Consider the following 15,703-nt stretch of genomic DNA (forward strand, 5'->3'; position numbering starts at 1 on the left):
GACTACCAGTCCCAATTGATCTCGTGGCTCCAGGGCGGATCGGCGCCTGGACGCGTACAGGTCAGGCCGGCACAATTGGCGGCGAAGGACAGCGCCAGGCGGAGCTCGTCCGCGCCGATGTCCTGCAATCTCGGTCGGGCGATGCGACCCTGCTTGTACAGGGCGAACAGCAGCGCCGCCTGAAAGCTGTCGCCGGCGCCAATCGTGTCGGCCACCTCGACCTTTGGTGCTTGCACTTCGATCTGCCCTGCTTGCGTGTGCCACGCGATGGCGCCGTTGTTGCCGCGGGTGATGACGACGAGGCTGGTGCCCTGCCCCAGCAACGTGCTCGCGCGCTGCTGATAGGGCTCCTCGCCGAAGAGATAGCCGAAATCGACGTCCGACATCTTGATGAGATCGGCACTTCCGGCGAACCCGGCCATGCGCGCGAGATAGCCCGGCTTGTCCTTGACGAGAACCGGTCGGCAGTTCGGATCGAAGGAGATCGTGGACGAGTCCCGTGCGTCTGCGATTAGCGCCTTGGTCTCGGCCGCACCCTGGTCGTTGACCAGCGTGGTCGAGCCGACATGGACGGCCTCGACAGTATCGAACGGAATGGACCCATGCCGGTAAGTCCAGCTCCGCGTCGCGGTCTCGGCATCGTAGAAGGCGTAGTGCGACTCACCCGCGACAATGCGGACAAAGGCGAGCGTAGTCTGGTGGTCGCTGCGGGTGGCGAGATCGAGTGCAACCTTCGATGCGGAGGCATGATCGGCGATCATGCGCCCGAACAGGTCGGTCGAGATGCCGCCGACGAAACCAGTTGGCGCGCCCAGCCGCGCCATGCCGATCGCGACGTTCAGGCAGGAGCCGCCCACCGCGGGCATCACCGCTTCGCGCCCTTCGACGTTTCGCGTCGGCACGAAATCGATCAGCGCGTCGCCGCAGGCAATCAGCATCTCCTTCAACCTCTCGCGACGCTGCGCATCGCGGCACGGCTGCCGCGATCGAGCTCGCGCAGCAGCTTGTAGACCTCGCGCTTGCGGGCGTGAAACGCGGCCATATCAGGCGCGGTCGGCTCGCTCTTGCGTCCCAGCGCCGACATCTTGGCCATCGTCTCACCGATCGAGCCATAGGCGCCACCGGCGACCGCCCCTAACATCGCGGCGCCCAGCAGCACCGGCTCCCTGGTCTGCGGCAACGCGACCGTGAGACCGGTGGTATCCGCCATGATCTGGCGCACCAAAGGACTGCGGCTGGCACCGCCACCCATGATCATGATGCTGGAGCGGACCCCATGCGCGGCAAAAGCCTCGATGACCTCCGCAAGCCCGTAGGCAAGACCGCAGAGGCCGGCGACGAACAGCCGTTCCATCGCGGCGACGTCAGTGTCGAGATCAAGGCCCGCGATCACCGCGCGCGTGTCTGGATCGGCATAGGGCGAGCGGTTGCCAATGAATTCCGGCAGCACGTGGATGTCGCGCGCCAGCAGCGCGGCACGGCTGGCATCGCCGGCGCGCGCCATGATGCGGCGCTCGAGGAAATCGATGAGGTCGAGGCCTTCGCTGCGTGCCGCCGCGGTCGCCTCGGCATGGCCGGGATGCGACTTGAGGAGATGATCGATCGCAGCGCCCGCGGCGGACTGCCCGCCTTCATTGAGCCAGAAATCCGGCACCATGCCGGAATAATAGGGACCCCACACGCCCGGCACGAAGCACGGCTCCTTCGTCGTCGCCATGATGCAGGCCGACGTTCCCATGATGTAGGCAAGACGATCGCAGACATCGCTCGGGCCGCCCGCCCCGTCACGGCCGCCGATCGCACCGATACCGCCGGCATGGGCGTCGATCAGGGAGGCGCCGACCGGGGTGCCGGGAGGAAGGCCGAGCTCGACTGCTGCTGCCGGCGTGAGCCCGACGCCAAGGCGCGTCCCGGGCGCAACGACCTCGGTGCCGATGCGCGCGTATTTTTCGGCGACGAAGTCGGACAGGCCGATGCGCTTGAAGAACGGCGCGCTCCAGCCGCCACCGTCATGGGCGAGATAGTTCCACTTGCAGGTGACGGTGCAGGTCGAGCGCTGCAGCGCGCCGGTCGCCCGCCAGGTCAGATAATCGGCCAGGTCGAAGAAGTGACCGGCGGCATCGAAACTCGCGCGCAGATGCCGCTTCAGCCAGAGCAGCTTCGGCATCTCCATCTCCGGCGAGATCGAGCCGCCGACATAGCGCAGCACGGCATCCTCGGTCTCGTTGATCAGCCGCGCTTCGGCCGTGGCGCGATGGTCCATCCAGACGATGACGTTGCGCTGCGCATCGCCGGAGGCGCTGACGGTGAGCGGCGCGCCTTGCGGATCGAGCACCACGAGGGAACAGGTGGCATCGAAACCGATGCCGCCGATGCTACTAGGTGCAATCGCTGCTTCCGCCATCGCCGCGCGCACCGATTTGGCGCAGGCCTGCCAGATGTCCTCTGACGACTGCTCGACGATGTCGCCGGCCTCGTGCCAGATCCTGATCGGATGCCGGGCCGTCGCGAGCAGCGTGCCGGCCTCGTCAAACACCCCTGCCCGCGTGCTCGTGGTCCCCACGTCGACGCCGATATACGCTCGCGGCATGGTCTCTCCCGGTCCGTCCGTTTTGACGGTGAGCCTACCAGCAAGTGTAGCCGCCATCCACCAGCACGATGCTGCCGGTCATCAGGCTCGCGGCCTCGGACGAGAGGAACAGCACGACGGAGGCGATCTCCTCGACCTGCCCCATACGCGCCATCGGGGTTCCACCGATCCAGGCGTCATACATTTTCGGATTGCTCTTCACGAAGGCGTTGAGCGGCGTCTCGATATAGGTCGGCGCCACCGCGTTGACGCGGATGCCGCGCGCGCCCCATTCGGCGGCCAGCGACTTGGTCAGATGGTGCACGGCGGCCTTGGAGGCGTTGTAGAAGCACTGCTCCTGCGGCTTGTTGACGATGAAGCCGCTCATCGAGCCTATGTTGACGATGGCGCCGCTTCCAGCCTTCAACATATGCTTGCCGAACTCGCGGCAGCACCAGAAAGTGCCGTTGAGATTGACGTCGATGACGTTGAGCCAGTGCTCGTCGGTAACGGTCTCGGCCGGCGTCTCGCTCCGTGCGATGCCGGCATTGTTGACGAGGATGTCGACCTTGCCATGGCGGGCGACGAGATCATTTGCCACCTCCGCCACGCGTGTGGTGTTAGTGACGTCCATGATTGCGGTCTCGATGTCGTAGCCCTTCGCCCTGAGGCTCGCTTTAGCGCCGTCGGCGACCTTGCCGTCGCGGTCGCCGATAATGACCTTCGCGCCGGCCTCAGCCAGCGCCTCCGCGCAGGCGAGGCCGATGCCCTGGCCGCCGCCGGTGATGAACGCGGTCTTGCCGCTCAGCCTGAATTTTTCCAGATACATGGTCGTCTTTCCGTCTTCTTGCCGTTTCTTGTCAGCCCCGAAGAGCGTTGCCGCTCTCGTCGAAGCGGTGAATGCGCGCAGGGTCGGGCATCAGCGACACCCGGTCGCCGGCATGCAGGCTCAATTCGCCGATGTAGCGCGCCGTCAGCATGCCGAGCGCGCCGGCATCGACGTAGAGGAAGGTGTCACTGCCGAGATGCTCGGCCACCGCAATGGTACCCTGCCAGCCGCCACCGCCGTCGCGCTCGATCTTCAGATGCTCCGGCCGAACGCCGATCGTCGCCGCCCCCTTCTGCAAAGCGGGCTCGCCAGTGACGAAGTTCATCCTGGGCGAGCCGATGAAGCCGGCGACGAAGAGATTGGCGGGTCGCTCGTAAAGCTCCAGCGGCGAGCCATATTGCTCGATTTTGCCGCCGTTGAGCACGACGATCTTGTCGGCCATGGTCATAGCCTCGACCTGGTCGTGGGTGACGTAGATCGCGGTGGTGCCGAGCTGCTTCTGAAGTCGCGTCACCTCGATGCGCATCTGCACGCGCAGCGCGGCGTCGAGGTTGGAGAGCGGCTCGTCGAACAGGAATGCCTTGGGCTCGCGGACGATGGCACGGCCGATCGCGACGCGCTGGCGCTGGCCGCCGGAGAGCTCGCGCGGCTTGCGGTCGAGGTAGGGCGTGAGATTCAGCGTCGCGGCGGCCGCCTCGACCTTGCGGTTGATCTCGTCCTTCGGCAAGCCCGCCATCTTGAGGCCGAAGCCGATATTGCCGCGCACGCTCATATGCGGATAGAGCGCGTAGGACTGGAACACCATCGACAGCCCGCGCTTGGCGGGCGGCGTATCGACGACGTTCTTGCCGTCGATCAGGATCTTGCCGCCGCTGACGTCCTCGAGCCCCGCGATCAGCCGCAGTAGCGTGGTCTTGCCGCAGCCGGAGGGACCGACGAACACCACGAAGGAGCCATCGGCGATCTCGAGGTCGGCGCCCTTGATGATGTGTACGGGGCCGAAGGATTTCTGCACGCCCTGAAGTGTGATCTGACCCATGATCCGGCAGCCCCCTATTTCACCGCGCCAAAGGTGAGCCCGCGCACGAGCTGCTTCTGGCTGAACCAACCGAGGACGAGAATGGGCGCGATCGCCAGCGTGGACGCCGCCGACAGTTTTGCCCAGAACAGCCCTTCGGGGCTCGAATAGGAGGCGATGAACGTGGTGAGCGGCGCAGCGCTCGAGGTGGACAGGTTCAGCGTCCAGAACGCCTCGTTCCAGGCCAGGATCAGATTGAGCAGCAGCGTGGACGCCAATCCCGGGATCGCCATCGGCGTCAGCACGTAGACCAGCTCACGGCCGATCGTGGCACCATCCATGCGCGCCGCTTCGAGGATGTCGCGCGGGATCTCCTTGAAATAAGTGAAGAGCATCCAGATGACGATCGGCAAATTCCCGAGGCACAGGATGAAGACGAGGCCGATGCGGGAATCGAGCAGCCCGAGGCTCTTGTAGATCAGGTAGATCGGCACCAACACGCCGACCGGCGGCATCATCTTGGTCGAGAGCATCCAGAGCAGGATGTCCTTGGTGCGCTTGGTCGGCGAGAACGCCATCGACCAGGCGGCTGGAATGGCGATCAACAGCGCAATGAGCGTCGAGCCGCCGGCGATGATGATCGAGTTCATCGCGTGGTGCAGGTAGTCGCTACGCTCCTGCACGGTCGCGTAATTTTCCGTGGTCCAGTGGAAGAACAGGAAGGATGGCGGGATCGCGAAGGCCTCAAGCTCGGTCTTGAAGCTCGCCAGCCCCATCCACAGGATCGGAAAGAAGATCAGGAAGCCGAACAGCCAGGCCGCCGCCGTCGATATCATCACCCGTCGCGTCGTCGCCATCCGTGCCATGTCAGGCCTCCAGGTTGCGGCCGACGATGCGGACCAGGAAGAAGGCGACGATGTTGGCAATGACCACCGCGACGAGCCCGCCCGCCGAGGCGCTGCCGACGTCGAACTGGATCAGCGCCTGCGAATAGATCAAGAAGGCGATGTTGGTGGTCTGCAGGCCCGGCCCGCCGCCGGTGGTGACGAAGATCTCGGCGAACACCGTGAGCAGGAAGATGGTCTCGATCAGGATCACCACCGTGATGGGACGCGCGAGGTGCGGCAGCGTGATGTAGATGAAGGTCGAGACGGCGCTGGCGCCGTCCATCTCGGCGGCCTCCTTCTGCTCCTCGTCGAGCGATTGCAGCGCGGTCAGCAGGATCAGGGTCGCGAACGGCAGCCATTGCCAGGTCACGATCAGGATCACCGCGAGCAGCGGCACATCGTTGAACCAATCGATCGGCGTCAGACCGAACAGCGAGGCGAGCCAGGCGAACAATCCCGACACCGGATGCATCAACAGGTTCTTCCAGACCAGCGCGCTCACCGTCGGCATCACGAAGAACGGGGCGATCACCATCAGCCGGACGAAATTGCGGCCAATCACGGGTTGGTCCATCAGCAGCGCCAGGGGAACGCCGAGCAGGATGGTCAGCGCCAGCACCGAGCCGACCAGCACCAGCGTGTTCTGGAGCGAGGCCAGGAAGGCAGGATCGGTGAGGAAGTAGCGGAAGTTTTCAAGGCCGACGAACGATTCCGAGCCGGGATCGAGCAGGCTGTAGTGCAGCGTCGAGAAGTAGATCGTCAGCGCCAGCGGGACGATCATCCAGATGAACAGCAACCCGACGGCCGGGGTCAGGAGCGACCGCGCAAGAAGCTGCGTCTGCCGGGTTGCCATTCTTGGCGCTCCGCTCGGAGGAAGAAGGGCGGCCATCCAGCAAGGATGGATGGCCGCAAGTTTGAGCTCAGGGAGAGCCCGTTCACTTGATGTAGCCGGCGCGCTTCATCTCGCGCTCGGTAGCGGACTGCGCAGCCGTGAGCGCTGCATCGACCGTCATCGATCCCGCAAGCGCCGCCGAGAACTGCTGGCCCACCTGGGTGCCGATGCCCTGGAATTCAGGGATGGCGGCGTATTGCACGCCGACGTAGGGAACGGGCTTCACCGTCGGCTTGTTGGGATCGGCGGCGTCGATCGAGGCCAGCGTCAGTTTAGCGAACGGCGCGACCTTCAGGTACTCGTCGTTCTGGTAGAGCGAGGTGCGCGTGCCCGGCGGCACGTTGGCCCAACCCTCCTTCGACGCCACCAGCTTGGTGTAGTCCTTGCTGGTTGCCCAGGCGATGAATTTTTCGGCAGCTTCCGTCTTCTTGGAGCCGGCCGGGATTGCGAGATTCCAGGCCCACAGCCAGTTGGCGTTCTTGCCGAGCCCGGTGTTGGGCGCGAGCGCGAAGCCGACCTTGTCGGCGACCTTGGACTCCTTGGGGTTGGTGACGAAGGACGCCGCGACCGTGGCGTCGATCCACATCGCGCATTTGCCGGCGTTGAACAGCGCCAGATTCTCGTTGAAGCCGTTGGAGCTGGCGCCGGGAGGGCCGGCTTCCTTCATCAGGTTGACGTAGGTGGTGAGTGTCGTCTTCCATTCCGGCGTGTTGAACTGCGGCTGCCACTTTTCGTCGAACCAGCGCGCGCCATAGGAATTGGCCATCGCCGAGAGGAACGCCATGTTCTCGCCCCAGCCTGCCTTGCCGCGCAGGCAGATGCCATAGGTGCCGGCGCTCTTGTCGGTCAGCTTCTTGGCGGCGTCGATCACGACGTCCCAGCTCGGCTTTTCCGGCATTTTCAGGCCGGCCTTCTCGAACAGATCAGTGCGGTACATCACCATCGAGCTCTCGCCGTAGAACGGCGCGGCGTAGAGCTTGCCGTCGGCGGAGACCGCGTCCTTGATCTTGGGCAGGAGGTCGGCGACGTCGTAATCGGCGCCGAGGTTGGCGAGCGGCACCAGCCAGCCCTTCTTGGCCCAGATCGGCACCTCGTAGGTGCCGATGGTGAGGACGTCGAACTGGCCGCCCTTGGTGGCGATATCGGTGGTGACGCGCTGGCGCAGCACGTTCTCCTCGAGCGTCACCCATTTCACGGTGATGTCAGGGTTCTTCTTGGTGAACTCACCCGTCAGCCCCTGCATGCGGATCATGTCGCCATTATTGACGGTGGCGATCGTCAGGGTCGTTTCGGCCATCGCCGGGACGGCCAGCAGCAGGCAAGACGCGCCGCAGACGGCGCCCAGGACGTGTTTCACGGTGACCTCCCCTCAATTCGCGTTTTGGGCATATGCCCACGCGTTGGGCGTATGTTCAACGCAAGGGCGGCGCGTTGTCAAGCAGCCGCGTGGGCGTTCCAGCAACTTATGAGTGCTGCGGTGCGGGAGTGATGGAGGTCGCGCGGTGCGGAGGCGATCGCAGTTGTTTGGAACAAACGCAGCGGCTTGGCCCACCTCTCCCGCTTGGGGACGAGGTCGTATCGCATCGACAGATGCGATGCGGGTAAGGGCTTTCTCCCCGGGGGAGTCTTGCCAGCGAAGAGACCCTCTCCTCTCCCCACCCCTCTCCCGCAAGCGAGAGAGGGAGCCGAGTCGCGCTGCCGCACGAGCTCGCCCTTACCGCTCCAGAATGGCCATTGCCGTCGCCTCGTCGGTGATCAGCCCGTTGATCAGGCCACCGTTCAGTGCCGCCGCGATGGCCGGAACCTTGGCCGCGCCCACCGCCGCACCGATCGTCGTGGTCTTCGCCGGCACTTCCGGCGGAATGCTGGTCAGGCGCTTGTTGGTGCCGGCCTTGAGCAGGCGACCCTTGGCGTCATAGGCCCAGCCGGTGATCTCGCCGATGGCGCCCAGTCGCATCATCTCGAACAATTCGTCGCGGGTGACGAAGCCGTCGACGTGCACCTGCGCCTTCTGGTCCATCTGGCCGATGCCGACGAGGCGTAAATCAGCTCTGGCCGCGACCGCCTTGACCTTCGCGATCGGCTCGATGCGTACCATCTTGTTGCGCTCGTCCTCCGACGACATCAGGAACGGCAGCGGCATCGGATAGTGCCGCGCGCCGGTGCGGTCGGCGAGCCGGCCGACCGTGTCGTAGAAGCTCGCCGAGCCGTCGGCGGAGATGTTGCCGACCAGCGAGACAATCTGGTGATTGGGCCGCTCGATCGGCGTGACGCGCTCGACGGCGGCACGCACCGCCCGCCCCGTGCCGAGTGCGACGATCACGGGCGTCTCCGAACGCAGCGTGGAATCGAGCAAATTGGCGCAGCGCTCGGCAATACCCGCCGTCGCCTGCGGCGCGGCCGGATCGGCCGGCACCACCTCGCAATGGACGAGGTTGAACCGTTGCTTCAGGCGCGCCGCCAGCTCCATGCAGGCTGCGATGGGATGTTCGAGCCGGAAGGTGATGAGCCGCTCGGCGAGGCACAGCGAGACCAGCCGCTGCGCCGAGGCGCGCGACACCTGGAGCATCTTCGCGATCTCGTCCTGGGTATGGCCGGCAATGAAGTAGAGCCAGCCGGCGCGCGCGGCGTCGTCGAGTCTCGACTTGTCGTTCTCGGCGGCCATGCGCGCTCACACCTCCCAGAGATCGCTCATATGCGCGAAGACCCGATCGGCCCCGGCGGCGGATAATATAGCCCGGCCATCGCGGTTGCGATAATGGCCGCCGCCAACAAATCCCCAGACGGTCATGCCGGCCGCCTTGCCCGCCTGCACGCCGCTGACGCTATCCTCGATCACCAGCGTACGCGATGGCGGCGTGCGCATGCTTTCGGCAGCATGAAGAAAAAGATCGGGCGCCGGCTTGCCGTGCCTGACCATCTGCGCGGTGTAGATCCGATCGCCGAAATATGCCCGAAGACCGGTGACGTCGAGCGAGAGCGAAACGCGGTCGAGGTCGCTGGATGAAGCCACGCAGAACGGCACGGTCAGTCCGGAGATCGCCGCCTCCACCCCGGGGATCGGCGCGAGCGAGGCGGCAAAATTCTCCAGCACACGCGACTTCAGTCGGGACATGAAGGCGTCCGTCAGCGAGTGGCCGAGATCACGATAATGCTGCTCGACGGCCTTGGTGCTGCGTCCGAGAAACAGCTCGAGCGCCTGCTCCTCGCTGAGCACGAGGCCGAATTCCGCCAGGACCTCAGACAGGCAGCGGCAGCTCAAGAGCTCGCTGTCGACGAGCACACCATCACAGTCGAAGATGATCAGATCGGGATTTGGCCGGCCCTGCTCCATCCGGACATTCGATCATATACTCACGCGGTGAGCAATAGCTCGGCTGGCGCGAGCGATAGGATGCGCGCGTAGGGTGGCTTAGCCGGAGGCCTGATCTACCACTTCTGCATCCGCGGTAACAGGCGCTGGTGGGTTACGCCTTCGGCTAACCCACCCTACGACCTACCGCCGCTGATTGTACACGTCGATACACACCGCACCGAGCAGAACCAGGCCCTTGATGACCTGCTGATAGTCGATGCCGATGCCGAGGATGGACATGCCGTTGTTCATCACGCCCATGATCATGGCGCCGACCACGGCACCGCCGACCCGTCCGACGCCGCCATAGGCCGAGGCGCCGCCGATGAAACAGGCAGCGATGACGTCGAGCTCGAAGCCGAGGCCGGCCTTCGGGGTCGCCGTGTTGAGCCGCGCGGCGAACACGAGGCCGGCGAGCGCGGCGAGGACGCCCATGTTGACGAAGGTGAGGAAGGTCAGCCGCTCGGTCTTGATGCCCGACAGGCTCGCCGCCTTGGCGTTGCCGCCGACGGCGTAGATCTGCCGGCCGATCACGGTGCGGCGGGTGACGAAGCCGTAGAGCGCGATCAGCGCGGTCATGATCACCAGCACGTTGGGCAGGCCGCGATGCGAGGCGATCAGATAGGTGAAATAGAGCACGGCGCAGGCGAGCAAGATGCTCTTGCCGAGGAAGAACGCATAGGGCTCGACCTCGATGCCGTGCGACTGCTCGCGCGACCTTCCCTTGGCACTGGCATAGACGAGCCCGAGCGCGAGAACGGCGCCGATCAGCATGGAGGTCGGATGCAGCGTGCCGGCCTCGGGCAGCAGTTCCGGAATGAAACCCGAGGACAGCTTCTGGAAGGTCGCCGGGAACGGCCCGAGCGACTGGCCCTGCAACACGGCGAGCGCCAAGCCCTTGAACACCAGCATGCCCGCCAATGTCACGATGAAGGAGGGGATCTTGAAATAGGCCACCCAATAGCCCTGCGCCGCACCGATCGCGCCGCCGAGCGCGAGGCAAGCGATGAAGGCGAGCGTATAATCGACCTTGTAGGTCACCATCAGCAAGGCCGCCACGGCGCCGATGAAGCCTGCGACCGAGCCGACCGAAAGGTCGATATGGCCGGTGACGATGACCAGCAGCATGCCCAGCGCCATGATGACGATGTAGCTGTTCTGCAGCACCAGGTTGGTGAGATTGAGCGGCTGCAGCAACGTGCCGCCGGTCACGACCTGGAAGAACAGCATGATCGCAACCAGCGACATCAACATGCCGTAATTGCGCAAATTGTTCTTGATGAAGCTGCCGTGCCGGCGCTCCTCGGGCAGCGAAACCGTCTTGTCGGTCATGGCTGCGATCCTCCCATCTCCGCGGCCGCGGGCGCGGCGTTCCCAATGCTTCGTTCGTTGCGCATGATGGCGCGCATAATCTTTTCCTGTGTCGCCTCTGAGCCCTTGAACTCGCCGACGAAGGCGCCGTCGTTCATGACGCAGATGCGGTCGCAGATGCCGAGCAGCTCGGGCATCTCCGAGGAGATCACCACGACGCCGCGGCCGGCTTCCGCAAGCTCGTTGATGATACAGTAAATCTCATACTTGGCACCGACGTCGATACCTCTGGTCGGCTCGTCCAGGATCAGGACCTTCGGGTCGGTCATCAACCATTTCGACAGCACGACCTTCTGCTGGTTGCCGCCGGAGAGCTGGCCGGTCTCCTGGTAGACGTCGGAGCAGCGGATGCGCATGCGGTTGCGGTAGTCGCTGGCGACCTTGAGCTCGGCGATATCGTCGATCACCCTGCCGGGTGCGACCTGGTCGAGGCTCGCCAGCGTGATGTTCTTGCGGACGTCGTCGGCGAGGATCAGGCCGAGCTGCTTGCGGTCCTCGGTGACGTAGGCAAGGCCGGCATCGATCGCGGCGGCGACGCTCGGCAGCGCGATCTCACGGCCCTCGAGCCGGATAATGCCGCTGATATTGGTGCCCCAGGAGCGACCGAACAGGCTCATGGCGAACTCGGTGCGCCCTGCCCCCATCAGCCCGGCGATCCCCACGACCTCGCCGCGCTTGACGCCGAAACTGACGTTCTTGATCACCTGCCGCTCGGGATGGATGGGGTGATAGACCGACCAGTTCTCGACGTCGAGCACGGGCTCGCCGATCTTCACGTTGCGCTCCGGGAAACGGTGCGCCATATCGCGGTTGACCATGCTGCGGATGATGCGGTCTTCCTGGATCTGTTCGGCATGGCAGTCGATGCTGTCCACCGTGCGGCCATCGCGCAGCACGGTGATGTGGTCGGCAACCTTGGCGACCTCGTTCAGCTTGTGCGAGATCAGGATCGAGCCGATGCCCTGCTCGCGGAAGGCCATCAGGCGCTCCAGCAGCGCGGCGCTGTCAGCCTCGTTGAGGCTCGCGGTCGGCTCGTCCAGGATCAGCATCCGCACCCGCTTGGACAGCGCCTTCGCGATCTCGACCAGCTGCTGCTTGCCGACACCGAGATCGGTGATCAGCGTATCCGGCGATTCCTTCAGGCCAACCTGCGCCAGCAGCTCGCGCGTGCGCCGGTAGACCTCGTCGCGGTCGATCACCCCCAACTTCGACGGCGGATGCGACAGGAAGATGTTCTCCGCGATCGACATCAGCGGGATCAGGGCCAGCTCCTGATGGATGATGATGATGCCCAGCGCCTCGGAATCATTGATGTCGCGGAAGCGGCGCTCCTCGCCCTCGAAGACGATGGTGCCCTCGTAGCTGCCGTGCGGATAGACCCCGCTCAGCACCTTCATCAGCGTCGACTTGCCGGCGCCGTTCTCGCCGACGAGCGCATGGATCTGCCCGGCGCGAACCGAGAAGTTGACGTCGCGCAACGCCTGCACGCCGGCAAAGCTCTTGCTGACGTTGCGCATCTCCAGCATGGCGGTCATGGCTTTGGTGTCCTTGAAAAAGCTTATCTCTCCGCCGTCATTCCGGGGCGATGCGCCGGGGCCGCGAAGCGGGCCTGGAGCATCGAACCCGGAATCTCGAGGTTCCGGGTTCGATGCTTCGCATCGCCCCGGAACGACGGAGCACTCACTTACTGGAACTGCGACTTCTTGTAGTAGCCGCTGTCGACCAGGGTCTTCTCCCAATTGTCCTTGTAGACCACAACCGGCTTCAGCAGATAGGACGGCACGGTCTTGACACCGTTCTCGTAGGTCTTGGTGTCGTTGACGGTGACCTGCTTGCCGGCGAGCGCGGCGTCGACCATGTCAGCGGTCACCTTGGCGAGGTCGCGGGTGTCCTTGAAGATGGTCGAGTACTGGTCGCCGCGCAGCATGGCCTTGATCGAAGGCACCTCGGCATCCTGGCCCGAGATGATGGGCATCGGCTGGCCGGCACTGCCGTAGCCGACGCCCTTCAGCGAGGAGATGATGCCGATCGAGAGGCCGTCATAGGGCGACAGCACGGCGTTGACTTTCTTATTGCCGTAATAGGCGCTGAGCAGGTTGTCCATGCGGGCCTGCGCAGTGGCGCCGTCCCAGCGCAGGGTCGCGACCTTATCCATGCCCATCTGGCCGGACACGACGACGAGCTTGCCGCTGTCGATATACGGCTTCAGCACGCTCATGGCGCCGTTGTAGAAGAAGTAGGCATTGTTGTCGTCGGGCGAGCCGCCGAACAGCTCGATGTTGAAGGGGCCCTTGCCGTCCTTCAGGCCGAGACCTTGCACGATCGACTCCGCCTGGAGCACGCCGACCTGGAAGTTGTCGAAGGTCGCGTAATAGTCGACGTTCGGCGTGCCGCGGATCAGGCGGTCATAGGCGATCACGGTGATGCCTTTTGCTTTCGCCTGCTTGAGCACGTCGGACAAGGTGGTACCGTCGATCGCAGCGATCACCAGCGCCTTGGCGCCCTTGGTCACCATGTTCTCGACCTGGGAGAGCTGGTTCGGGATGTCGTCCTCGGCATATTGCAGGTCGGTGTTGTAGCCGCGCTCCTTCAGCACCTTGACCATGTTGTTGCCGTCGTCGATCCAGCGCGCCGAGGATTTTGTCGGCATGGCGATGCCGACCGTCGCCTTCTGGGCGAAGGCAGTGACGCCTGTGGCCATCGTGGCGGCACTGGCGAGCGCCAGCGCGAGAAATGTGGTCTTCAGTTTCAGCATGTTTCACTCCCTTTGGGTGTCAGACTTTCTTCGTAGTGTCGAGAACGACGGTCGTGTACGGCTTGGCCTCCTATGCGAGCTTGACGTCGGGTTCCGCGCGTCCGCGTGCGGTTGCTTCGAGCAGAAAGGTGCAGCCGGCTTGCGGATCGGCAGCGCGCGCCGCCGCGTCCATGTCCTGCCAGGCCGACGTGACGAGCAGGCGCGACAGGTCGGGGCCCACGAAGGCGGGGCAGCTCGCCTGCTTCGCCGGCACGCTGAGCGAACGCAGGCGCTCGCCTTGCGGCGAGTAGACGTCGATCCGGCTCGCGCCCCAGCACGCATTCCAGATCTGCCCGTCGGCGTCGCACACCGAACCGTCGAGACCGCCGATGCCGCTGTGGCGCAGCAGCACCTCCGGCTCGCCACGCGGCAGGCCGGTCGCGGGATTGAGCGGCACGGCATAGAGCACCGCGCGCGGCGTATCGGTGAAGTAGCCGGTGGCGCCGTCGGGCGAGAAGCAGATCGAATTGGGAATGCTGATGCCGGGAAACAGCGTCGAGATCTTGCCGCGATGGAGCGCGTAGATCGCGCCCGCCTTCGGCTCGGCTTTCTTGCCCATGGTGCCGATCCAGAACGTACCGGATTGATGCACGCGGCAATCGTTTGAGCGCGTCGCCGGATTGTCCGCTTCGAGCGGACAGAACAGCGTCATCGCACCATCAGCGAGCTTGCGAATGTAGAGGCCGTCTTCGGCGACGATCAACTGCCGCTCGGCGTCGATACGCCCCAGCGCGCTTGCCATCCGGCCGAGCGCGTGGATGCGGACAGAACCGCTGCCGAGTTGGGCCTCGAACAGCTTGCCTTCGCGAATGTCGAACCACCACGCCGTATCCGTGGTCACGTCATAGGTCGGACCTTCGCCGAGATGGCAAGGATGGTCCGAGAGGACAGTCGTCGGCACCTGCTCCATCATGGCGACCTCACCGAAAAGCGATAGACCGTGTGATGGCGATAGACCGCGCCGAGATCGAGGCGCGGGCTCGGAAAGTCAGGCCGGTTCGGAGCGTCGGGCCAGATGTGCGGCTCCAGGCACATGGCGTCCGATTGCCGGATCAGCTTGCCGCCCTTGCCGGACATAGTCCCGTCGAGATAATTGCCGGAATAGACCTGAAGTCCGGGCTGATCGGTGAGCAGCTCCATGATGCGCCCGGAGCGCGGCGCCTCCAGCCGCGCCGCGAGCGCAAGCTTGCCGTCGCGCCCGAGGCAATAGGTGTGGTCGTAGCCCCTGCCGTTCTGCAATTGCGGGTCGCCTTCGCGGATGCGCTCGCCCACCGGCCGCGGTTTGCGGAAATCGAACGGCGTGCCGGCCACGCTGCGCGGCGGCTCCGGCAGCGGAATGGCGCTGGGATCGATGGCGAGGAACTGCTCGGCGGCCACCATCAGGCGGTGATCGAGAATGGACGTACCCGACGTCGCACCCTCGAGGTTGAAGAAGCTGTGGTTGGTCAAATTGACGATGGTCGGCCGGTCGGTCCGCGCTTCCATCAGCAGCGACAGCTCGGTCGGGCCTGTGATGCGATAGGTCAGGCGGACGTCGAGCCTGCCCGGATAATTCTCCTCCCCGTGGGGGCTGACATAGGTGAGCGTCACGGCGGGCTCGGCGCCCTGGTCGATGTCCGTGATCTCCCAGAGCTTGCGATCAAAACCCTCGAGCCCGCCGTGCAGCGCATTCGGACCGTTGTTGACGGCAAGCTGCACCGTCTCGCCTTGAAGCGAAAACTGTCCCCTGGCGATGCGGTTCGCATAGCGGCCGACGGTGGCGCCCAGAAACTTCCGTTCGGCGAGATAGCCGGCGAAGGCATCATGGCCAAGCACGACGTCGTCGTATCCGCCGTTGGCATCCGGCGCGATCAGCGCCTGCAGCACCGCGCCGTGGCTGATGATACGCGCCTCGAAGCCGCCCTCCCCGCGCAGCACGACGCGCTCGACCTTGCGACCGTCGGGCAGCGTCCCGAACACGTCTTGTGTGATTGTTGATACGGCCATGC

Annotated in this window: 14 protein-coding genes; all 14 read right to left on the bottom strand. The window is 64.7% G+C overall.

Annotation, left to right across the window (positions count from 1 at the left end; all coding sequences use genetic code 11):
• Positions 1 to 2: 2 nt before the first annotated feature.
• The 14 genes from P0R31_RS32500 to P0R31_RS32565 all read right to left on the bottom strand — a co-directional run bounded on the left by P0R31_RS32500 (position 3) and on the right by P0R31_RS32565 (position 15,701).
• A complete protein-coding gene (locus P0R31_RS32500; protein WP_275518662.1) occupies positions 3 to 938 on the bottom strand; it encodes a carbohydrate kinase family protein in 936 nt (311 codons plus the stop codon).
• A gap of 5 nt (positions 939 to 943) precedes the next feature.
• A complete protein-coding gene (locus tag P0R31_RS32505) occupies positions 944 to 2,590 on the bottom strand; it encodes an FGGY-family carbohydrate kinase (protein WP_275518663.1) in 1,647 nt (548 codons plus the stop codon).
• Positions 2,591 to 2,624: 34 nt separating this feature from the next.
• On the bottom strand, positions 2,625 to 3,398 hold the full coding sequence (locus P0R31_RS32510; protein ID WP_275518664.1) for an SDR family NAD(P)-dependent oxidoreductase: 774 nt from the start codon (positions 3,396 to 3,398) through the stop codon (positions 2,625 to 2,627).
• Between the two features lie 31 nt (positions 3,399 to 3,429).
• Positions 3,430 to 4,437, bottom strand: coding sequence for an ABC transporter ATP-binding protein (locus P0R31_RS32515; protein WP_275518666.1), 1,008 nt, complete (start codon positions 4,435 to 4,437; stop codon positions 3,430 to 3,432).
• Between the two features lie 14 nt (positions 4,438 to 4,451).
• Complete coding sequence (locus tag P0R31_RS32520) at positions 4,452 to 5,282, bottom strand: carbohydrate ABC transporter permease (RefSeq protein ID WP_036005504.1); 831 nt, start codon at positions 5,280 to 5,282, stop codon at positions 4,452 to 4,454.
• Between the two features lies 1 nt (position 5,283).
• Entirely contained in the window at positions 5,284 to 6,156 is an 873-nt protein-coding gene (locus P0R31_RS32525; protein ID WP_275518668.1) for a carbohydrate ABC transporter permease, read from the bottom strand.
• Between the two features lie 82 nt (positions 6,157 to 6,238).
• A complete protein-coding gene (locus P0R31_RS32530; RefSeq protein ID WP_275518669.1) occupies positions 6,239 to 7,552 on the bottom strand; it encodes an ABC transporter substrate-binding protein in 1,314 nt (437 codons plus the stop codon).
• Positions 7,553 to 7,909: 357 nt separating this feature from the next.
• Positions 7,910 to 8,860, bottom strand: coding sequence for a sugar-binding transcriptional regulator (locus P0R31_RS32535; RefSeq protein ID WP_275518671.1), 951 nt, complete (start codon positions 8,858 to 8,860; stop codon positions 7,910 to 7,912).
• Between the two features lie 6 nt (positions 8,861 to 8,866).
• Positions 8,867 to 9,529, bottom strand: coding sequence for an HAD family hydrolase (locus P0R31_RS32540; protein ID WP_275518672.1), 663 nt, complete (start codon positions 9,527 to 9,529; stop codon positions 8,867 to 8,869).
• A gap of 162 nt (positions 9,530 to 9,691) precedes the next feature.
• Positions 9,692 to 10,882, bottom strand: a complete 1,191-nt coding sequence (gene mmsB, locus P0R31_RS32545) for a multiple monosaccharide ABC transporter permease (protein ID WP_036005525.1) — start codon at positions 10,880 to 10,882, stop codon at positions 9,692 to 9,694.
• Positions 10,879 to 12,456, bottom strand: coding sequence for a multiple monosaccharide ABC transporter ATP-binding protein (mmsA, locus tag P0R31_RS32550; protein WP_275518675.1), 1,578 nt, complete (start codon positions 12,454 to 12,456; stop codon positions 10,879 to 10,881). The genes mmsB and mmsA overlap by 4 nt, the downstream gene beginning before the upstream one ends.
• Positions 12,457 to 12,605: 149 nt before the next feature.
• The gene (gene chvE, locus P0R31_RS32555; RefSeq protein WP_275518677.1) at positions 12,606 to 13,676 is read right to left on the bottom strand and encodes a multiple monosaccharide ABC transporter substrate-binding protein; all 1,071 of its coding nucleotides are present in this window, start codon (positions 13,674 to 13,676) and stop codon (positions 12,606 to 12,608) included.
• 70 nt (positions 13,677 to 13,746) lie between these two features.
• A complete protein-coding gene (locus P0R31_RS32560; RefSeq protein ID WP_275518736.1) occupies positions 13,747 to 14,625 on the bottom strand; it encodes an SMP-30/gluconolactonase/LRE family protein in 879 nt (292 codons plus the stop codon).
• On the bottom strand, positions 14,625 to 15,701 hold the full coding sequence (locus tag P0R31_RS32565) for an aldose epimerase family protein (protein WP_275518679.1): 1,077 nt from the start codon (positions 15,699 to 15,701) through the stop codon (positions 14,625 to 14,627). Before P0R31_RS32565 ends, P0R31_RS32560 begins: the two co-directional genes overlap by 1 nt.
• Positions 15,702 to 15,703: the final 2 nt, after the last annotated feature.

The sequence above is a fragment of the Bradyrhizobium yuanmingense genome (assembly GCF_029167105.1).
Lineage (GTDB): Bacteria > Pseudomonadota > Alphaproteobacteria > Rhizobiales > Xanthobacteraceae > Bradyrhizobium > Bradyrhizobium yuanmingense_A.